The organism is Amycolatopsis mongoliensis (genome assembly GCF_030285665.1).
GTDB lineage: Bacteria > Actinomycetota > Actinomycetes > Mycobacteriales > Pseudonocardiaceae > Amycolatopsis > Amycolatopsis mongoliensis.
Genome location: NZ_CP127295.1, coordinates 4,495,141 through 4,515,240, shown reverse-complemented (window position 1 = coordinate 4,515,240; position 20,100 = coordinate 4,495,141). Strand labels below are relative to the sequence as shown.

The 20,100-nt window shown below is 72.4% G+C and carries 16 protein-coding genes; 8 read left to right on the top strand and 8 right to left on the bottom strand.

The features are described from left to right. The first annotated feature begins 173 nt into the window (after positions 1-173). Entirely contained in the window at positions 174-1,247 is a 1,074-nt protein-coding gene (locus tag QRX60_RS22025) for a DUF3068 domain-containing protein (RefSeq protein ID WP_286002652.1), read from the top strand. 3 nt (positions 1,248-1,250) lie between these two features. Here the strand turns inward: QRX60_RS22025 and QRX60_RS22020 are convergent, their stop codons facing one another. After that, entirely contained in the window at positions 1,251-1,946 is a 696-nt protein-coding gene (locus QRX60_RS22020; RefSeq protein WP_286002651.1) for a class I SAM-dependent methyltransferase, read from the bottom strand. Positions 1,947-2,097: 151 nt separating this feature from the next. Here QRX60_RS22020 and QRX60_RS22015 point away from each other — a divergent pair, with 151 nt between their 5' ends. Then, positions 2,098-3,237: a glycosyltransferase family 4 protein gene (locus tag QRX60_RS22015; RefSeq protein WP_332845866.1), complete on the top strand. Its 1,140-nt coding sequence runs from the start codon at positions 2,098-2,100 to the stop codon at positions 3,235-3,237. A gap of 57 nt (positions 3,238-3,294) precedes the next feature. Here the strand turns inward: QRX60_RS22015 and QRX60_RS22010 are convergent, their stop codons facing one another. From QRX60_RS22010 to QRX60_RS22000, 3 genes are read right to left on the bottom strand one after another with little or no spacing between them, the layout of a single operon-like run. Beyond that, entirely contained in the window at positions 3,295-4,350 is a 1,056-nt protein-coding gene (locus QRX60_RS22010; protein WP_286002649.1) for a hypothetical protein, read from the bottom strand. Between the two features lie 4 nt (positions 4,351-4,354). After that, the gene (locus QRX60_RS22005; RefSeq protein WP_286002648.1) at positions 4,355-4,537 is read right to left on the bottom strand and encodes a hypothetical protein; all 183 of its coding nucleotides are present in this window, start codon (positions 4,535-4,537) and stop codon (positions 4,355-4,357) included. A gap of 3 nt (positions 4,538-4,540) precedes the next feature. After that, positions 4,541-6,223, bottom strand: a complete 1,683-nt coding sequence (locus tag QRX60_RS22000) for a hypothetical protein (RefSeq protein WP_286002647.1) — start codon at positions 6,221-6,223, stop codon at positions 4,541-4,543. Positions 6,224-6,293: 70 nt separating this feature from the next. Between QRX60_RS22000 and QRX60_RS21995 the strand changes: the two genes are divergently transcribed. Together QRX60_RS21995 and QRX60_RS21990 are read left to right on the top strand one after the other, a co-directional pair. Continuing rightward, complete coding sequence (locus QRX60_RS21995) at positions 6,294-7,499, top strand: lipopolysaccharide biosynthesis protein (RefSeq protein WP_286002646.1); 1,206 nt, start codon at positions 6,294-6,296, stop codon at positions 7,497-7,499. 81 nt (positions 7,500-7,580) lie between these two features. Next, positions 7,581-8,525 carry a hypothetical protein gene (locus tag QRX60_RS21990; RefSeq protein ID WP_286002645.1) on the top strand — a complete coding sequence of 315 codons (945 nt, stop codon included), beginning with the start codon at positions 7,581-7,583 and terminating at the stop codon, positions 8,523-8,525. Positions 8,526-8,586: 61 nt separating this feature from the next. Here the strand turns inward: QRX60_RS21990 and QRX60_RS21985 are convergent, their stop codons facing one another. Further along, positions 8,587-12,585 (bottom strand): alpha-(1->3)-arabinofuranosyltransferase, encoded by a 3,999-nt coding sequence (locus QRX60_RS21985; RefSeq protein ID WP_286002644.1) that lies wholly within the window; start codon positions 12,583-12,585, stop codon positions 8,587-8,589. Positions 12,586-12,709: 124 nt separating this feature from the next. On the opposite strand from QRX60_RS21985, the gene QRX60_RS21980 reads away from it, so the two are divergent. Beyond that, a complete protein-coding gene (locus QRX60_RS21980) occupies positions 12,710-13,384 on the top strand; it encodes a class I SAM-dependent methyltransferase (protein WP_286002643.1) in 675 nt (224 codons plus the stop codon). On the opposite strand, the gene QRX60_RS21975 is transcribed toward QRX60_RS21980, so the two are convergent. Further along, on the bottom strand, positions 13,378-15,120 hold the full coding sequence (locus QRX60_RS21975) for a glycosyltransferase family protein (protein WP_286003664.1): 1,743 nt from the start codon (positions 15,118-15,120) through the stop codon (positions 13,378-13,380). The two genes, QRX60_RS21980 and QRX60_RS21975, sit on opposite strands and share 7 nt — an antisense overlap. A gap of 11 nt (positions 15,121-15,131) precedes the next feature. Further along, entirely contained in the window at positions 15,132-16,712 is a 1,581-nt protein-coding gene (locus tag QRX60_RS21970) for a substrate-binding and VWA domain-containing protein (RefSeq protein ID WP_286002642.1), read from the bottom strand. Between the two features lie 259 nt (positions 16,713-16,971). On the opposite strand from QRX60_RS21970, the gene QRX60_RS21965 reads away from it, so the two are divergent. From QRX60_RS21965 to QRX60_RS21955, 3 genes are all read left to right on the top strand, one after another. Beyond that, on the top strand, positions 16,972-17,772 hold the full coding sequence (locus tag QRX60_RS21965) for a glycoside hydrolase family 25 domain-containing protein (RefSeq protein ID WP_332845837.1): 801 nt from the start codon (positions 16,972-16,974) through the stop codon (positions 17,770-17,772). A gap of 68 nt (positions 17,773-17,840) precedes the next feature. After that, positions 17,841-18,194 (top strand): VOC family protein, encoded by a 354-nt coding sequence (locus QRX60_RS21960; protein ID WP_286002641.1) that lies wholly within the window; start codon positions 17,841-17,843, stop codon positions 18,192-18,194. Positions 18,195-18,214: 20 nt separating this feature from the next. After that, on the top strand, positions 18,215-18,700 hold the full coding sequence (locus QRX60_RS21955) for a GNAT family N-acetyltransferase (RefSeq protein WP_286002640.1): 486 nt from the start codon (positions 18,215-18,217) through the stop codon (positions 18,698-18,700). Here QRX60_RS21955 and pdxR read toward each other — a convergent pair. Then, a complete protein-coding gene (pdxR, locus tag QRX60_RS21950) occupies positions 18,695-20,098 on the bottom strand; it encodes a MocR-like pyridoxine biosynthesis transcription factor PdxR (protein WP_286002639.1) in 1,404 nt (467 codons plus the stop codon). The genes QRX60_RS21955 and pdxR overlap by 6 nt on opposite strands. Positions 20,099-20,100: the final 2 nt, after the last annotated feature.

Here is a 20,100-nt window from a genome sequence, read left to right as displayed (position 1 = left end):
ACATGTTTGGTCGCTTGGTCCGAACGGCGGCGCACATGCGACCTTCCGGTCGCACCGGATGTCTGTGACCGCCGGTCACACTTTGACGCGCGGCGTGGCGCAGGCCACTATCCCTCCCACCTGATTACCGCCGGGTAATTTGCGTGTCGACGAAGACCGACCCAGGAGGACCGTTGCGACGTGCTTTCGGCCTGATCTTGCTGGCACTGGGCGTTTTCGCGGTGGCCGGGGCGGTGCTCCTCCCCACGTACGTCTACCCCAAGCTCGCCAAGGTGCCGCTCGACCAGGACTCCACGTCGGTGCTCGAAGGCACCGCAAGCAAGGTCCTCGCCGTGACCGACAACGGGTCCGGCCCGGTGTCGAACATCCGCGACAACGCCAAGCTGACCGCGACGGCGCACGTCCAGGCCAACTTCAGCGCACCCGAGATGCGCGAGGACACCGACTACGCGGTCTGGCTGCTGGCGGTGCAGGTCACCGACGACGGCGACGGCACGGTGCTCAGCGCGACCAAGCGGCAGGTCTGCTTCGACCGGCGCTCCGGCGAGGGCTACGACCCGCGCGGCGCGACGGACCCGCAGTGCGACGCCCGGAGCAGCTACGTCACCGAATTGAAGGACAAGGCCGACCAGGACGGCCAGAAGCCGCCCGAGGCGAACATCGAGAAGGCGCAGCCCGGCCTGAACTTCAAGTTCCCCTTCGGCACCGAGCAGAAGGACTACAAGGTCTACGACGACAACACCGGCGCGGCCGTCACCGCCCGGTACACCGGCACCGAGACGGTGAACGGGATCGAGACCTACAAGTTCGTCCAGGACATCCCGGACACGAAGCTCGACTCGAAGAAGGTGCCCGGCTCGCTGGTCGGCTCCGACCAGTCCAGCGTGGACGCCGACCTCTACTACCGCGGCGTCAACACGATGTGGGTGGAGCCGGTCACCGGGATCCAGGTCAAGCAGCAGCAACAGCAGCACCAGGAGCTGCGCGTCGGCACCAGCGGCAGCTCGACGGTCGTGTTCGACGGGACGCTCGCCTACAACGGCAAGACCATCTCGCAGATGGTCGACCAGGTGAACGAGAACAAGGGCAGGCTGGAGTTCCTGTCGAGCACCGGCCCGCTCTGGCTCGGCATCGGCGGCGGCGTGCTGATCATCGTCGCGATCGTTCTGCTGGTCCGCCGTCGCCCGGCCGAGCCGCCGGCCCCGCCGCAGCGGCGGCACCGGGTTCCGGTCGGCGCCGACCGCTGAGGCTCAGCGCCTCCGCAGGACCAGGACCAGATTCCAGGACGCGATTTCGCGAAGGCCGGGAATCCGCACGATCCACATCGCCCAGCTCGGGTGGTACCGCGGATACCCGGCCACGAAATCGGCGAGCGGCGTCGCCTTCGCCCAGCGGAGCGCGGCGCCGACCGAAACCGGGAACAGGCTTTCCCCGAATTTGTTCTTCGGCTGCTTCCCCAGTTTCCGGGAATACCGCTGCCGGGCGTAGTACCCGCCGAGGAAATGCCACGGCGCGGTCTCGTGGCCACCCCACGGCGAGTACCACGGCGTGAAGGACGCGAAGACCGTGCCGCCGGGCTTGGTCACCCGGCACATCTCGTCGAGCATCACCCACGGCTCGGCGACGTGTTCGAGCACGTTCGACGAGTAGCAGACGTCGACGGAACCGCTGCGTACGGGCAGTTCCGTGCCGCTGGCGCGGATCATGTTCTCGCCGGGCTCGCCGCGCGCGGACAGCTCGCCGACGTCCGGGTCGAGGCCGAGGTAGACCGCACCGGCCGCGCGGAACGCGTCGGAGAAGTAACCCGGCCCGCCGCCGACGTCGAGGATCGTGCGGCCGGACAGCGGAGTGTGCGCGGCCAGTTGCCGGACCGAGTCGGCGGCCAGCGCGGAATAGAAGCCGTCCGGATCCGTCTGCTCGGTGAGGAACGTGCGGAACAGTGTCACGGAGCGACTCAGCGTGGCCCGATGAGGTCGGTCGAGCACCGGATTACCTACCATTGAACCGTCGCTTTCCCGAATACGTTCCTCTACTGTGTACGCACCGGTAACCTAGCATCGTCGCTACAGTTTGGATAACCCGATGGAACGACCTCGAGTGCTCCTCGTCAACTGGCGCGACACCGGCCACCCCGAAGGCGGCGGGTCCGAGCGGTACGTCGAGCGGATGGCCGAAGGGCTCGCGAGAGCCGGGTACCGGGTCGAAATCCAGTGCGCCGCCTACCCGGGCGCGACCGCCGGGGAATGGCGCGACGGCGTCCGATACCGGCGGCGGGGCAACAAGTTCGGCGTGTACGCGCACGCGCTGCGCGCCATCCGCCGGGCCCGCGCGGACCTCGTGGTCGACGTGCAGAACGGGATGCCGTTCTTCGCCCGGCTGGTCGCCGGCTGCCCCGTGCTGGTGCTCGTGCACCACGTCCACAAGGAACAGTGGATCAGCGCGCTCGGCGAGACGCTGGGCCGGGTCGGCTGGTGGATCGAGTCGCGGCTGGCGCCGTGGCTGTTCCGGAAGTGCCGCTACGCCACGGTTTCCGAGGTCACCAAGGCGGAGCTGGCGGGCCTCGGGATCGAGCGTTCGCGGGTGACGGTGGTGCCGAACGGGCTGGATGCGCCGCCACCCTGTGTGTCCGGGCGGGACGCGTCGCCGACCCTGGTCGCGGTGAGCAGGCTGGTGCCGCACAAGCGGATCGAGCACGCCATCGACGTCGTCGCGCGGCTCGCGCGGCGCTGGCCTTCGCTGAAGCTCGAGGTGGTGGGCCAGGGACCGTGGGACGAAGTGCTGCGCGCGCACGCGGCTTCGCGCGGCGTGGCCGACCGCGTGGTCCTGCACGGCTGGGTCGACGAGCAGGCCAAGCACGAGATCCTCGAGCGGTCGTGGCTGCACCTGTGCCCGTCGGTCAAGGAAGGCTGGGGCATCGTCATCATGGAGGCCGCGGCGCACGGCGTGCCGTCGGTCGCCTACCGCGCCGCGGGCGGCGTGGCCGAGTCCATCGTGGAGGGTCGCACGGGCCTGCTCGCCGAGGACTTCGACGACTTCACCGCCCAGGTCGACGGCCTGCTCGCCGACGGCCTGCGGCGCGCGGAAATGGGCCTGGCCGGGGCCGAACGGGCCGGGAAGTTCAGCTGGGACGCGAGCGTCGGGCAGTTCGAGTCCCTGGTCCGGGACGTCTCCGGGCTCCCCGCGCCCCGGCCGCGGGTGCTGGGCAAGGTGGCCCGTGGCCGGGCTCTGGCATCGTGACCGGACGACGTGAATGACTCATTCCTGTCGTCGGACGACAGGAATGAGTCATTCACGTCATCGCCGCGGCGCCTGGTCGCGGACCGCGTCCCGGAACTCGTCGAGCAGCCGGGCGGCGGCCGACGCGTCGAAGTCCTTGCGGCGGGCCCGCACGGTCACCGTGGTGACCTCTCCCGTGGTCGCCGCGCCGAACGCCACACCGGACCGGCCGCTCGCGGCCGGGTAGAACGCCAGCGAACGCACGGTGTCCCCGGTGGACACCACGCCGAGGTTGGACACCAGGAACGTCGAGCCGAGCCGGCTCGCCAGCAGCCGCGTGCCCAGCCGGGCGAGCCTGCTGCTGCGGGCGGGGAAGTCCGGCTCCGGCGCCTGGGCCGCCAGTACCGCGGCGACGTCCGCGCCGGGACCGAGCCGCAGCCGGAAGAAAGCGCTGTCGTGCACCGGTTCCGGCGCGGCCCCGGAGCGCCACGACGCGCCCAGCGCGGCCACCACGCGGGCGGTGCGGGCGCCGTGCGCGCGGTTCCAGCTTTCCGTCGCGCGGACGGCGGCCGCGACGAACCCCGCCGCGCCCAAGCGCAACCGCGGCTCGTGCCCAGCGCAGAAGACGTCACCAACGGCCGGCGCGTCCCGGTCGGGTGCGATCCGGCCCGGGGGCGCGAAAAGCGCCTCAGCGAGCCGCTGGACTGCTGAAAGGGCAAAGGGTTTGCCGCCGGTGCGTTCGCCGATCCCGGTCGCCGCCGAGGAAACCGGGACGTCGAGCAGGATGCCGAGCAGCGAGAGCAGCCCCAGGCCGTCGAGGGCGCCGTGGTGCGCGGCGACGAGCAGGGTGGGCTCCTCGGCGCGGACGGCGACGCGCAGGAGCGGCGCGGATCGTTCGTAGGGCGCCGAAGCGAAGCGGTCGCGAGTGGCCGATAGGTCGGTCGTGCACTCGATTTCCGGCACAGCACCGAGGTGCGGGTACTGCTGGACGGCGGCCGCGAGCCGGGCCCGCAGCTTCTCCGGTTCGGGAGCGGCCGTGCCGAGGTCCGCTTCGAGGAGGATGCTCCAGGAAACGGTGGGGTCGCCGTAGAACCCGACGACGCGGTGCGCGTGGTCGGAGGCGAGCGGGGTCACCGCGTCAGCGGTTCCCGTAGAGCTTGTTCGGGTGGTCGGCCGGGTTGTACTTCACCTGCGCGTTGAGCTTTTCCTGCACCTGGGCGGAGGTGTCCGGGTCGGCACCCTGCGTGAGGGCGAACCCGGCTCCGGTCGCCAGACCGCCTCCGATGATGACGGCGGCGACCACGCCGATGACCGTGCCCACGTGTCACTCCTTCCGCGGCGGGGAATTCCTGCCGCGGCCCAATGTACGCATCGGTAACATGCGGCACAACAGTGCGACGCACAGCGACGCGAGCGCTACTCCGTTCGCCACCAGCACGGGCGTCCACGAGATCGCTTTCACCGCGGGCACACCCGGGGTCCGGTAGAGCGTCAGCCACTCACCCGACCACACCGGAGTCGCGTCGGCGAGCAACCGCGAGTCGACGGAACCGGGTGTCCCGTGCTCGACGAGGATCCAGCCGATGCCCGCGGCGGTGAGCTCACGGGCGGACGTCGCGGCGCGGACGTCGCCGATGCGCGGGTCCTCCCCGGTGATGCGATCCGGTCCCACCAGGAGGGTGTCGTCCATCAGCACGGGTTTCGGGAGGACCCGCGGCGCCGGGTCGAGCTGCGTGCGGTCGTCGTTCCACGCGAACCCGCGGAACGTCGAAAGCGGCAACGTCAGCACGTCGCCGGGGCGGTCACCGAGCACTTCGGACACTGCCCGCCAGTCGGCCGGGTACTGCGCGGTGCCGAGCCGTCCCCAGCCACCCCAGGCCAGGTCCGGCATGGTGAGCAGGGGGAAGACGGCCGCCGCCGTCACGAGCGCGATGCGGCCTCGCTCGGTCTTCAGCTTGGCCGCGGCGACCTCGATGGCCAGCGCGAAGCCCAGCGCGAGCGGCAACGCCCACCAGGCGACCCATTTCTGGGCGTCGCGCAGGAGTCCGGCGCCGGGCAGGTGCCGCGTGGCGGCGGTCAGCAGCGCGTCGCCGCCCGGCAACGTCGCCAGCGACGCCAGGAGCACGCCCGCGGCGCCGAGACCGAACAGCGAGCGGGCCGGCGCCTTCCCCCACCGTTGCGTGAGGGGCCGGAGCCCGGCGACCGCGATGGCGGCGACGAGCAGCGTCAGCACCGGGATCAGCGGCATGGCCCGGCTGCCGGGAACCGTTTCGGCGTTCCAGATGCCGCCCAGGCCGAGCACGCTGAGCAGCGCGGGACCCCAGCTTTCGGGACGGGCGCTGAACGCCGTGACGCCGGCCGGGTCGGAAAAGGTGCCGCCGGCGTTGAGGAAGGTCGGGACCAGCCACGGCAGGTTGAGCACGATCGCGATGGCGAGGGTCTGCCAGAGACGGCGTGACCCGGCCGCCACGGCCATGACGACGGCGGCGAGCACGCCGCCCGGCGGGGTCAGGACCGCGGGGGCGCACGCGATCACCAGCTTCGGCAGCGCGTTCGGCTCGTGCTTCCGCGCGGCGAGCCCGGCGCTGACGATCCACGGCAGGCAGGCGTAGGTCAGCAGCAGCGGCCAGTGCCCGATGAGCAGCCGCTCCGCGAGGTACGGCGTCCAGGCGTACGCGGTCGCGGCGACGAGCCGCGTGCCCAGGTGCTCGGTCGGGACCAGCCGGCCGGCACCGTACGCGGCGAAGAAGACGGCCGCCAGCAGGACGATCTTCTGGACGATGTCGCCGGGCAGCACGGTGGTCGCCAGCGCGACGGCGGCGTCGGCCGGGACGGACCGGGGCAGCGTGCTGCCGATCCCGAAGGCGTCCGGCACGAAGTACTGCCGGGGCGCGAACACCATGTCGTAGGACAGGACGAACCCGCGGCCGAGCAGGGGTGCGCAGACGGCGAACGCCAGCAGGGCGGACACGACGGGCAGCGCGAGCCGCTTGCTCGGTGCGTCCACTGCCCTTCCTTTCCGGTGCCCGCGCGGTTAGGGTCCCTGGAAATTACCCGCCGGTAATGGGAGCCCGCCGTTGAGCGTAGACACCGAAGTGCCGGCCCGGACCGGCAACCGGGTCGCGGCGATCCTCGTCTCGCTCGCGCTCGCGGGCAACAACGCGGGCAGTTACGTGCTGAGCCTCGTGGCCGCGCGGATCCTCGCGCCCGGGGCGTTCGGGGAGCTGAGCTCGCTGCTGGCGGTGCTGGTGATCGGCGTCGTCCCGGCGATGGGGCTGCAGACGGTGGTGGCGCTGCGGGTCGCGCGCTCACCGCAGCACACCGGGTCGTTGTTCGCGCTCGGCCTGGTGACGAGCGCCATCGTCGCGACCGCGGCGTTGACGCTCAGCCCGTTGCTGGTGCTCCTGCTGCACCTGGGCTCGCTGGCGCCGGCGCTGCTGGTGACGGCCGCGCTCGGGCCGTTGACGCTGCTCGGGATGTTCCACGGGCTGCTGCAGGGCGCCCGCCGGTTCGCGACGCTGGCCGGGCTGATCGCCTTGGAGGGCGCCGGCAAGGTCGGCGGGTCCCTGGTGGGCCTGCTGGTGGCGGGCTCGACGACCGGCGCACTGGTGGGGACCGCGCTCGGGTCGCTGGTGGTGGTCGCGGCGGGCTGGCGGATCTGCGGCCGCCCGCGTCCGCGCTGGGCCGACCGCCACGGCGTCGAAGTACTCCATACGGCGCAGGCGATGCTGGCGCTGGTGCTGCTGGTGAACCTGGACCTGGTGCTGGCGCGGCACACGTTGCCGGCTTCGGAGGCGGGCGAGTACGCGTTGGGGGCGATCATCACGAAGATCGCGTACTGGCTGCCGCAGGCGGTGGGGGTCCTGGTGCTCCCCCGGTTCGCCGCCGCTTCCGGCCGGCGGCGCGTGCTGCCGGTGGCGCTGGCCGTCTGTGCGTTTCTGGACGCTTTCGTGCTGCTGGCTTCGGTCGTGCTGGGGCCGTCGTTGCTGTCGCTGATCGGCGGTGCGCGGTACGCCGGGAGCACGATGCCGGTGTGGCCGTTCGCGCTGGCCGGGTCGATGCTGGCGCTGGTCCAGATCCTGCTGTACGCGCGGCTGGCCGACGGTGATCGCCGGGTCGCGGTGCTGATGTGGGCGGCGGTGGGCGTGGAGGCCCTGCTGATCACGGCGTGGCTGCACGCGTCGGCAGCCCAGGTGGTGACGGTGGCAGCGTGCAGCGCCGGCGGCCTGGCGGTGGCCGGAGCGGTCCTGGAGCTCCGAGCCCGCCGCACCGCCCAGCCGTGATCCGAGCTCGCCGGCGGGGCGCGAACGGTCCGTTCGTGCTGTTCGCTTCCCTCCGGGCGAAGATCGTTTCATGGTGGGAGGGTGCGAAGAGGAGACTGGACCCGGCACCCGCTGCTGAACGCCGGACGCCCGCAGGTCGTCCGGGCGAACCTGCTGGAGTCCATGGGCGTCCCGCGGCGAACGGTGTCGCGACGGTGCGAGCCGCCCGGACCGTGGCAACGCCTGCTGCCCGGCATAGTGCTGCTCGGGAGCGGTGAACCGACTGACGAGCACCGGATTCGGGCTGCCCTGCTGCACGGTCGCGACGGGGCCGTGCTGACCGGGATCCACGCGCTGCACCGGCACGGGCTCCGCAAGGTACCCGTCCCCCGCGACGTTCACGTGCTCATCCCCGCCGGGCGCCGGGTTTCCAGCTCGAGCTTCGTCCACATCGAACGGACCACGCGCCTGCCCCGAGCCAGGCTCCTCGACGGCCTCCCCGTGGCCCCGGCGCACCGCGCGGTGGTCGACGCCGCACGGCGGCTGCGAGACCACGACACCGTGCTCGCGATGATGGCCGAGGCGATCCAGCGTCGCTTCTGCACACCCTCGGCACTCGCCCACGAGCTGGCCGCGGGCAGCCGAGCGGGCAAGGCGCTGCCGACCAGGGCCCTCGCTCCCCTCCTCGACGGCGCGCGGTCGGTGGCCGAAGCGGACGCTTGGCGGCTGCGCAAGCGTTCGGGGCTTCCCGATTGTGGCTGGAACGTCCAGCTCTTCGATTCCGGCGGCCGCTATGTCGCTTCGCCCGACGCCTGGTGGGACGACGTCGGTTTCGCCTGGGAAATCGACTCCCGCAGCCACCACGCCGATCCGCACGATCACGCCCGGACCCTGGCCAGGAACACGCGATACCTGACGGCGGGCGTGCTGGTGCTGCAGACGCTGCCCGTACGCCTGCGGACCGAACCCGAGGTGGTGCTCGACGAGCTCCGCGCCGGCTACGAGATCGCTCGCGGCCGGCCACGGCCGGACGTCCACGTCCGCTGACCGCCGGAGGAAGATCCTGGCCGCCCAACGCCCAAAATCCTCCATCGGCACCCCGCCTGCCTCAAGAAGCCGGCTCCTTGCGGGTGAACCAGTCCACGCACGTGGCCACCATCGCGGCCGCCGCCAGCAGCAGGGCCGCCTGGGTCACCGGGCCGTACGCCCACTCCTGGCCGTGGCCCAGGATCCGGCCCGTCACCGACACCACCGCCGCCACGACCATGCCGCCGAACGCCAGGTAGCGCGGGGCGTGGTCCCAGAACTGGCGGGCCAGCAGGCACGCGATCAGCAGCACCACCGGCAGCATCCCGCCCAGCGCCACCAGCAGCACGATCAGCGCCACCGGGACGAGCGAACCCCCGGCGACCACGCGGAACGGCCGCCGCCGGGCCGGCCAGAACACCCCCACCAGCAGCACCAGCACCGCGAAAGCGCCGATCAGCAACGCGATCCGGTACGCCGAGTCCGGCGTGAAGGAGAGCGACACCACCCCGCCCGCGCCGGCCGGGACGATCCACGCCTGCTGCCAGCCGTCGACCCGGGTGCGGGCCAGCTCACGACCGTCCAAAGTGGCCAGCCAGCCGGCGTTCGCGTTCTCCGGGACCGCCAGCACCGCCTCCGCGCCCGGCGCCACCTTCACCGACCGCGACGCCGCGTCCCACTTCTCCACCTGCACCGCGCGGTGCACCGGCGGCGAGGAGGCCACCGAAGGACGCAGCCACAGGTCCTGGACGACGAACGACTCCGACCGGTCCGTCCGCAGCTCGTGCCCGCCGGCGGGCAGGGAGATCCCGCCCTCCGAATCCCGGCACATCCGCAGGGCCAGCGGCCGGTGCGCGGTGATGTCCGACAGCGTCCCCTGCACCGAGGTCCGGTAGTCGAGCCCGTCGAGGTGGACGTTCGGCCCCGAGCCGCACGGCACGGCGAACGCCGGGTCCGGCCCGGGCAGGAGGCCGTCGGTGCCGGAGAGCTCCAGGCTCCCGATGCCGACCACGGCACGCGCGGCGGGGTCGTCGTCATCCCCCGGCAGCACGATCTGCAGCTGGTCGGTGTCCAGAGGCTCGAACGACGCCGACCCGCCCTCGTCGAGCTGCACCGTGCGCGAGCCCGAGCGACCCACGAGCTCCACTTGCCGGGGCGCACGGGCCCCGCTCGAGGGCGAAACTCCGATGTGCAGCCCGGAAATCCGCTTCGGGCCGGTCCAGCCCAGGGTGAGCGCCGGGCGCAGGTCGGTGGCGTCGGGGCGCCACGTCGTGCCGGCGTCGCCGTCCACCGCCGCGAACCCGCCCGCCGCCGGGTCGCCGGCCAGCTGCGACGTCGACGCCACCGTGACCCCCGGCAGCTGCACCGGGTTCTTCCCGCCGCCCGCGGGCAGCACCGAGCCACCGACGAGGAACGTCTGCTCGGCCGGGGTGCTGAACAGCCGCCGGATGCCGTCGGGCTCTTCGCCGTCCCGCGCGGTCGAGGCGTCGCAGCGCACCGCGCCGGCCGCGGGCAGGCACGCGTAACGCGGCTGCGCGCCGCGCGTGAACGCGAACCCGGGCGCCGGCCCGGCGGGCAGGTCTGCGGGCACCTCCAGCGCGCGCTGCGGCTCGGTGCCGGGGATCTTCAGCTCCGCGATGCCGACGTTCCCGTCCTGCCGCCCGACCACCAGCGACAGCAGCGTGATCCGCACCTTGCGGGTGACCCCGGCGGCGACGGAGTAGGTGTGCGACCCCGCGCCGCGGATCACCTGCTGGTCGACCGAGCCGTTGTCGGTGGTGATCCGGATCCGGGTCGGCGGCCAGCCCACCCGGATGTCGTCCACCATCTGCAGGTCCACCGAGTTCACCAGCCTCGGCGTGTCCAGCTCCACCTCGAGCCACTGGCCGACCGGCCCGGTGAACGACGACGAGTGCCACGCGGTGCGCGGGTCGCCGTCGATCGCCGCGAAGGGCTGGTGCCCCGGGTCGGACCCACCGAACGCGTCGGCGAACGACGCGGCCGTCGACGCCGTCACCGCACGGATGCCCCGGTAGGCGGCGACGGTCTGGTGCTCCTCGCCCGGGAACGGCAGGACATCACCGGCCGCACGCTGCTGGCGGAACGCCTCCCCGGCGGTCAGGGTCTGGCTGAGGTTGTCCCGCACGCCGCCGACGTTCCGTTCGGCGCGGCGCAGGCCGTCGGTCACCAGCCGCGGGCCACCGGGCGAACCGCCGTCGCCGGTCAGCACGGTCGGCGTCGCCGGGTCGAGCTGGCCGGAGTCGATCAGCGGGAGCAGGTTCTCCGGGCCGCCGCTCACCGTCGGGACGTCCTTCGCAGACGTCGCCGTGGCCAGTGGCACCTGGCGGCGGACCTCGTAGACCTCGAGCGGCCCGAACTCCGCCGCCTTGCCGATGCCGGGCGAGCCGGCCAGCCCGGCCCGCAGCGTCGCGATCGGCGGAGCGGTGTTCCGCTCGCGGTCGATGTCGTTGCGCAGCAGCAGGAACCGGTACCCGGACCGGGCGAGCAACGCGGCGAGCCCCGGGTCGCCGCGGCCGTCGGCGAGCGCGGCGTCGACCGAGTCCATCAGCCGGGTGTTGCCTTCCGACCCCAGCGGTACCTGGTTGCGCACCGCCCACGGGCTCTTCGCGATCGCCTGCGCGGGCTCGTCGACCGTGCGGCCCCAGTCGTACTCGCCGAAGCCGGTGGCCGGCAGCAGCAGCGTCCGGGCGTTCGGGTCGGCCTTGGCGACGTAGCCCATCGCGTCGTACCAGTAGCCGGGCACCTCGTCCCAGCCCGGCCCGGACCGCAGGTTCAGCAGCCACGCGGGCGCGGCCATCACCAGCACCAGCAGCAGGCCCAGGGCCGGCCGGAGGAACCGGCGCGCGGACTTCACCCGGACCGGGCTCGAGATGCCGTGCACGAACGCCAGCATCAGCGGCAGCCGCAGCACCGGCTCGAACTTGTGCACGTTGCGCAGCGGGGCGAGCGGCCCGTCGAGCAGGTGCCGGACCTGCTCGGCCAGCGGGCTGTCGAGCGTGCCGACGTAGCCGATGGTCAGCAGGGTCAGGCCGGTGACGACGCCGAGCACCAGGAACCGCCGCTCCGGCAGGCCCCGGCGGGTCAGGCCGAGCAGGCCGACGCCGGCGACGAGCCCGGTCGCCAGCATCAGCACGGGGTTGTCGATCAGCGACCAGCCGCCCGGCCACCACGGCGTGCCCTGCACGACGTAGGCGACCCACTGGTTCGTCCCGCGCAGCACCTCGAACAGCGACATCGGCGCGGTCGTGTTCGTCGCGGACTCGATGTAGTCCAGGAACGGCAGGCTGTACTCGCCGAGCAGCAGCAGCGGCAGGATCCACCACAGCGTCGCGCCGACGACGAAGACGAACCACCACAGGACCAGTTCGACGTGGTGGCGCGTCCACTTGCGCGTCAGCAGCCACAGTCCCGGCAGGACCAGCGCCATCACGACCATCGCGCCGTTGACCCCGCCCATGCACAGCACGGCGACGGCGGACAGCCCGGCGGCGCGCCGCGGCGACCCGATCGTCCCGGCCCGGACCAGCGGCACCAGGACCCACGGCAGCAGCACCGCGGGCAGCATTTCCGCGGACAGACCGCCGATTTCGGTCAGCATGCGCGGCGCGAGCGCGTACCCGAGCGCGCCGATCAGCCGCGTGCGTTCGGTGCCGAGCTTCATCGCCCGCGCCAGCAGCAGCGCGCCGCCGAACGCGGCCGAGAGCAGGATCGCGCCCCACAGCCGCTGCGCGATCCACGCCGGCATGCCGACGGCCTGGCACAGCGCGAAGAACGGGCCCATCGGGAAGAGGTAGCCGTACGCCTGGTTCTGCAGCTCCCCCGCCGTCGCCTGCGGGTTCCACAGGTGCAGCGCGCGGCCGAGGAAGGCGAGCGGGTCGACGGCGAGGTCGAGCTTCGTGTCGAACGTCGTCTTCCCCGGCATCTGCAGGAACGACAACGTGGTCAGCGCCAGCACGATCCACGTGCCGGGCCGGCGCAGGAGCGCACCCACCGAGAACTTCCGGGCGCCGCCGGAGGGCGGGGCGTCGTCCCGGGACCGTTCGCGGGTGGCGGTTACCATCCGGTAGATACTAGGCCGAAACCTGGCTACCATGTGCCGACGATTTTCCCGAGTCCCCCGAACTCCTGGCAGGTGCGCCATTCCGGACGAACTGGTGGCGGACGGCTTCGCCGACGCATGGGCCATGGCCGAACCGGTCAAGGGCTGGATGACGCGCGCCCAGGGCGAGGCGCTGTGGCAGGCCGCGCGCCGCCTCGAAAAGGGCGACGTCATCCTGGAAATCGGCAGCCACCAGGGCAGATCCACGATCGTCCTCGGCGCGGCGGCCCGCACGGTCGGCGCCACGGTGATCGCCGTGGACCCCTTCGTGGACGGCAGGCTGTTCGGCGGATCGCCGACGCGGCAGCTGTTCGAACGCAACATCCGGCAGGCCGGGCTGGACGACGTCGTCGAGCTCGTCGCCGGTTACAGCACGGAACTGCGCCCTGACTGGGACCGGCCCATACAGCTGCTTTACATCGACGGCAAGCACGACTACTGGACCTACACCGACGACCTGCGCTGGTCGGCCCACCTGCCGCCGGGTGCGGAAATCCTGGTCCACGACTGCTTTTCCTCGATCGGCGTCACCCTCGGCACGATCGCGAAGGTCCTCTTCGGACGCCGGTACGCCTACGTGGACCGGGCGACGTCGCTGGCGCGGTTCCGGCTGGCGCCACCGTCCACGGCGGACCGCGTGCGCGTGCTGGCCCAGCTGCCGTGGTTCCTGCGCAACGTCGGGATCAAGGTGCTGCTGCGCCTGCGGCTGCGGCCGGTGGCCCGGCTCTTCGGGCACGACAGCCCGTACGACCCCTACTGAGTCACCGGCTTCCCGATCTCGACCTTCGCGACGCACACCGGCGCGCCCGGGCTCGACAGCTGCACGCCGATGTGGTCGAACAGGCCGTCCACCGGCAGGTACAGCGAGTGCAGCCCGGCCTGGAACCACACCGGCGTGCGGTCCACCAGGCCTTCGCCGCCGTCGGAGGTGAAGTAGTCGATCTTCAGCAGGTGCCGGCCGAGCACCGGTTTGTCCAGCGGAACGCTCACCAGCGTTTCGCCGACCGTGTAGCCGCAGTTCGGCACCGGCCCGGTCACTTCGCGGGACTCCGCGTCCACACCGGTGATCAGGCGGGGTGTGCCGGTCGCGTCGAGCAGGTGCATCCGGTTCGTCGGCTGGTCGAAGTGCGTGCCGGGCACCAGGCCGGCCACCCGGGACGCCTGGGAGTCCGCGCCGAACCACTCGTGGACCACATCGGACGGCACGAACGTGTCGAAGAAGACCAGATCCGGGTCCGCCGCGACGGCCGCCCGGACGTTCCCGAGGTACTGCGCGGAATGCCCGAACCGCAATGCCGGGGCCAGCTGTGAAAATCCCACGACGGAACTTACGAGCAAAAGCACGCACGCGATGAGCGCGATCGGCCGTTCCCGCTTTCCGCCGGACGGCGCAATTCCGTCCGGTGACAGGAACGCGAACGCTCCGCAAAGGGCGGCCACGAACGCCAGCTCGGCGAGGTAGCGCGGGTCGTCGCCGGCGGCCGGGCCGACTTCGCGCAGCCGGGTCAGCGCCAGCAGGCCGACGTCCACCGCGAACAGCAGCCCGAGCAGCGCCCACGCCCGCCACGCCCGCCGCCCGCCCACGCGAGCGCCGGCGAGCAGCAGTGCCAGTGCCGCGGCGAACAGCAGGACCACCACCACGAACGGCGACGGCGCCCAGGTCGCGCCCGGGCCGGGCCCGGACCACGGCCCGCCGGCCAGCCCGGGCAGGAAGGTGTCGCCGAGCATCCGGCCGGTCAGGTCGGCGACGGTCCCGGCGGTCATCGGCGTGCCGCCGGGGGAAACCTGGCTCGACGTCAGCGCGAGGTAGCCCACGACGAACGCGGCGAGCAGCACCGCGTGCCCCGCCCAATAGCGCCACCGCTCCCGGAAGGACTGTCCGAGCAGGACGGTCACCCCGGCCAGCAGCACCGGGACCACCACGGCCTTCTCGTAGAACGCCAAGCCGAAGAGCGTCCACGCGAACGTGCCGATCCACCACCGGCCGCCCTCGCGCAGGTAGCGGACGTGCCAGTACACCGCCCCGGCGGCTGCGAGCACCACCGGGACGATCTGGACCCCGTAGGCCCACCACAGCGTCGGGACCAGCAGCAGCGTCGAGGCCGTGAACACGGTGAACGGCACCAGGATCGCCCAGCGGTGGCCGAAGCAGCGCACCAGCAGGCACCAGAACAGCACCGTCGCGACGGCCCGCATCAGCAGCAGCGGCGCCACCATGAGCGGGAAGTTCAGCGGCGCCCACCACGTCATCACCGCCGCGAGGAAGAACCCGCCGGGTGTCAGGTGCCCGTGGTAGTCCTGGAAGAGGTAGCCGAGGTCGAACGGCCCCGCCACGGCGGCCCGGTAGGTCATCACGAAGTCGTCCTGCGCGAAATTCCCGTGCAGCGCGGCCCAGGAGTGAAGCGCCAACGGCACGACACCCGCGACGAACGCGGCCACGACGAGAGTGGACGGTCTTCGCGCCACCCGGGGGGCGGGCTTCTCGGTCTCCACCAACACGGGTGTCCTCACTTCTTGCAGGCCGGCGGCTGGCACATGAGCGTGCTCAGCGCCTGGTAGAAGACGTCGGAGATCTTGCGCGGGTCCGGCGTGGTGAACGACTCGCCCCCGGTGGCCGCCGAAACCTGCTTCAGCTCGCTCGCGTCGATGTCCGGGCCGATGCCGATCCCGATCACCGGCAACGGTTTCCGCGGGTCCTGCAGCCGGCCCAGCTCCGCGAGCAGGCCGGGCAGCCCGACGGAGTCGCTGTCCTCGTTGCGGCCGTCGGTGAGCACGACGACGACGTTGATCCGGCCGAGCTGCCAGTTCTGGCGCGCGTTCTGGTACGCGGCGAGGATCGAGTCGTACAGCCCGGTCGCCCCGCCGGGCTTCGGCTTGACCGCCTGCAGCGTCGCCACCCCGCCCCCGGCGAGCTGTTCCGAGATGGACCGCATCGGCAGCAGTTCCTTGTAGTCCTTGTCGCCGTCGAGCCGGGTCGAAAACAGCCACAGGCCGATCTCCGTCGTCGGCTTGAACAGCCCGAGGCCCTGCGTCGCGGCTTCCAGGGTGAGCGCCATGCGGCTGCGGCCGGTACCGGGGACGGTGGCGGCCATCGAGCCCGACACGTCGAGCAGCACCTGGACGCGGGCGCTGAGGTTGGCCCCGGCCCACGCCTGCAGCACGCCGTACATCGCGTCCGCCGCGGGCGGCCCGGCCGGGCGCGGCGCGGCGTTCGTCCGGGTGTCGCGCGGCCGGTCGCCGAGCAGCTGCCCGGCCGGCGTCCGGAAGCCGGCGTCGGCGAACGTCTTCGTGGCGGTCTGGTCGAGCACCAGCCGCAGGAACCGCTCGGCCGCCGACCGTGAAGCCTCCGACGCGCGCGGCAGCACGACGTACGGGTAGTCGAAGCTCGGCACACCCACCGCCGGGTACGCGGCGACGAGCTTGCGCGCCAGCACGGACTGCTCCGACGCCGGCGACGCCGTGAACGGCTCCTTCACCGCGGACACCTTGCGGATCTCCTCGGTGAACGCCGCGGCGGGGTCGGGCGCGTCCTTGGTCAGCTGCTGCAGGCCGATCAGCGCGGCGATGCCGGCCGGGTCGCGGCTCGGGTCGGGCAACCCGACCGGGCTTCCCGCGAGGACGTCCGACCACGACAGTGACTTACCCGGCCAGCCGGCCTGCTTGGCGACCTCGTCGGTCAGGGCCAGCACGACCGGCGAGCTCGCCACCGACTGGCCGGATTCGGGCAGGTTCCACGCACCGCCGTCACGGGCCTGCAGCAGCCAGCTGCTCGACTCCGGCACCCAGACGTCGGGGCCGTTCGCGCCGTTGGCTTCCAGCGCCGCCGCGGTGGCCGCCGACGCGGACGCCGTGACCTCGACCGTGTAGCAGTCCGGCTCCGGCACGGACCGGGCCAGCGCGGTGAGCACCGGCGCGACGTCCGGCGCCGCCGTGATGCGGACCGGGGTCGTGGTGTCGCAGCCCCCCGAGGCGAGGCGGTCGCGCAGGTAGTCGACGCCGAACCAGGCGAGCAGGGCGACCACGAGCAGCACGCTCAGGACGACGACCCGCGCGTCGATGCGCCGCGCCCGCGCCGGGTGTGCCGCCATGCACGTCCCTTCCGTCGTGAAGTCCTGGCAGCTTGCCAGCCGGGTGAGCGGGAAGCCAGTACCGATAGCGGAAAGTCACCATCGCCGCGTGAGCCCGTGGTGAAGGAATTGCGCGATGCGGCCGTCTCGGTGACGGACCGGAACTGCGTAACATTTGCGCTTGACGCCCGTCCCACATGGGTAACACCACGATGGCGGATCGCGGAGACGATTTCGCCGTCCCCGAAAAGGCGAATGGCATCGAACGGAGACCCCACCCGTGCGCACGATGTACGACGCGGTCACGGCCGCGAACATCCCCGCCGGCGCGGAGATGGTCGCGGGATACATCGACAAGATCAAACTCGAACCCTGGTCGGCCGCCGACTGGGCGCGCTTCCCCAGCGCGGTCAAGGTCACCATCGTCAAGAAAGCGAGCACGAACGACGGCCACGTCCTGGACGTCGAACCCGGCGACGCCACGCCGGGCGAGGCCCCGGGCTGGGTCCGGATGCGCCGCGCGGCCGGCGCGGACCCCACGGTCTACTGCAACCTCTCGACCTGGCCGGCGGTGCGGTCGGCGTTCTCGTCGGCAGGCGTCGCCGAGCCGCACTACTGGATCGCGCACTACAACGGCGATCCCACCATCCCCGACGGTGCGGTCGCCAAGCAGTACCGCGGGAACGTCGCCCCCGGCTACGACGTCTCGTCCGTCGTCGACTACTGGCCCGGAGTGGACGGAAACCGATCCGTCTCGACTGGAGTGGAGATCATGGAGCGCATCACCGTCACCCCGCCGAACGCCGACCAGAACGTGGTGCGGGTGTTCCTGTCCGGCAGCCCCGGCGCGGCGGTCATCATCCGGCCGCGGCTCGGCGGTGACGGCTACTCGGAGGCGATGTGGGTCGGCGACATCTACGCCTGGGGCAGCGACCACCAGGGCGTCGGCCACAACCCCACGCAGGTCGCCGGCTACGACAACAAGCTGACGTCCCACCGGCGCTACGACCTGCCGGGTGCACTGTGGGCCGACATCAACTACAGCGCGGCCAGCCCGTTCGAGATCGACATCGTCGGGTAGTGCGGGTCCGGGGCTCCTTCCGCGTGTCGGCGGCCCCGGGCTCCCCGCCGCGCTGACAGGATCGCGGCATGGAACGCGTGCTCGGCATCGGGGGGTACTTCATCCGCGCGGCGGACCCGGCGGCACTGGGTGCCTGGTACCGGGACGCCCTCGGCCTCGGCGCCGACGAGCACGGCTCGTGGCAGCAGGAGCCGGGGCCCACGGTCTTCGCGCCGTTCGAGGCCGGGACGGACTACTTCGGCTCCCGCTCCCAGCAGACCATGCTCAACTTCCGGGTCCGCGACCTCGACGCCATGCTCGCCCAGCTCCGCGAGAAGGGCGCCGAGGTGGCCGAGGAGACCCAGGACATGGCCGGCGTCGGCCGGTTCGGCTGGGTCACCGACCCCGAAGGCAACCGCGTCGAACTCTGGCAGCCGGCCTAGTCGTGCCCGGGTACGGGCCGATGCCGGTCCCCCTCGAGACCGCGCGGCTGATCCTGCGACCGTGGGCCGCATCGGACGCCGGTGCGCTCAGCGCCCTGCACGCCGAGCGCGGGAACGGGACGCCCCCGGTCGAGCACACCCGGGAACTCATCGCGAAGCAGCTCGCCGCGACGGCGAAAACCGGGATCGCGCTGCTGCCCGTCCTGCGCCGGGACGAAGGCGACTTCATCGGCTATTGCGGGTTGATCATCGGCCGGTGCACCGCCGAAGAGCCCGAGATCGCGTACGAGCTGTTCCGGCGCGCGCACGGGCGCGGCTACGCCACCGAGGCGGCCGGCGCGGTGCTCGAGGCCGCGAAAGCGACCGGCCGGAAACGGCTCTGGTCGACCGTCGGGGCGGGGAACACAGCGTCGCTCCGCGTCCTCGAGAAGCTCGGGTTCGCACGGGATCACGTCTCCACGGAACACAACGGCGAGGTCGTCTGGCTCACCCGTTCGCTGCTATGACGCGGGCGGCAGCGCGCGGCACAGCGCGTCCAGCGCCGCCGGGTAGGCGTGTTCGGGCGGCGTCGCGTAGCCGACCACCAGTCCGTCCATTGTGGACATCGTACTGGCCGGGTGGCGGAACGCGGCCAGGCCGTCCAGCGCGAGTCCTTGCCACGCCGCGCCTTTCACCGCGGACCGCTCGGTGCCGGGCGGCAACCGCAGCACCGCGTGCAGGCCGGCGGCGATGCCGGTCGGCACGACGTGCGGTGCCCGCTCGGCGAGTGCCCGGACGAGGAGATCGCGGCGGCGCCGGTACCGCTGGCGCATGCGCCGGATGTGCCTGTCGTAGGCGCCCGAACTCACGAACTCCGCCAAGGTGAGCTGGTCGACCACCCCCGCCCACGCTTCCCGCTCGCCCTTCGCGGCCAGCACGGCGTCGACGAGGTGGTCCGGCAGCACCAGCCACCCGAGCCGCAGCGCGGGGGAAAGGCTTTTGCTCACCGAACCGACGTAGACGACGTGCTCGGGGTCGAGACCCTGGACCGCGCCGACCGGCTTGCGGTCGTAGCGGAACTCGCCGTCGTAGTCGTCTTCGACGAGCAGGCCGCCGCTGGTGCGGACGTGGTCGAGCACCGCGGCGCGACGGTCGTGGTGCAGCGGGCCGCCGGTCGGGAACTGGTGCGCGGGCGTCAGCAGCACGGTGGGCACGCCGAGGTCGTCGACGCGTGCGCCGTTTTCGTCCAGGGCAAGGGGAATCGTGCCGACGCCGGCCGCGGCGAAGATCGCGCGGTGGAACGCGAGCCCGTACGCCTCGACGGCGAGCGGGCCGGGCAGCACCGCCGGGAACAGCACCCGCAGCGCGTGCGCGAACCCCGAGCACACGACGATCCGCTCCGGGGACGTCCGCACGCCGCGGGCCCGCGCGAGGTAGCCGGCCAAGGCCTCCCGGAGTTCGCGCCGGCCGCGCGGGTCGCCGGGGCCGAAGGCGTCGTGCGGGGCGACGTTCAGCGCGCGGCGCGCGGCGGCGAGCCACTCGGCACGCGGGAACGACGTCGCGTCCGGCTGGCCCTGCCGCAGGTTGTGCCGCGGCGCCGGGACACCCGGCGCTTTCTTCGGTGTCCGGGCCGCCGGAAGCGGCTCGGCCCGCGACGCGACGCGGGTGCCGGAGCCCTGAACCGCGGTCAGCCAGCCTTCGGCGACCAGCTCGGCGTAGGCGTCCGCGACGGTGTTGCGCGCCAGCCCGAGGTCGGCGGCCAGCGACCGGTACGGCGGGAGCCGGGTGCCCGGAGCGAGCCGTCCGGTGCGGACGGCCGCACGCAGCGCGGTGATGAGCGCGGCCCGCTTGCCGCCGGTGCCCGCCAGCTCCAGGTGCAGGTCGGCACCGAGCCGCTCCCCCAGATTGACCCACGATTCCGGCACGG

Coding starts and splice junctions, on each gene's coding strand:
- QRX60_RS21960 (WP_286002641.1), top strand. CDS start 17,841: ATGGAACGCGTGCTCGGCATCGGGGGGTACTTCATCCGCGCGGCGGAC.
- QRX60_RS21980 (WP_286002643.1), top strand. CDS start 12,710: ATGGCCGAACCGGTCAAGGGCTGGATGACGCGCGCCCAGGGCGAGGCG.
- QRX60_RS21955 (WP_286002640.1), top strand. CDS start 18,215: ATGCCGGTCCCCCTCGAGACCGCGCGGCTGATCCTGCGACCGTGGGCC.
- QRX60_RS21985 (WP_286002644.1), bottom strand. CDS start 12,585: ATGGTAACCGCCACCCGCGAACGGTCCCGGGACGACGCCCCGCCCTCC.
- QRX60_RS21970 (WP_286002642.1), bottom strand. CDS start 16,712: ATGGCGGCACACCCGGCGCGGGCGCGGCGCATCGACGCGCGGGTCGTC.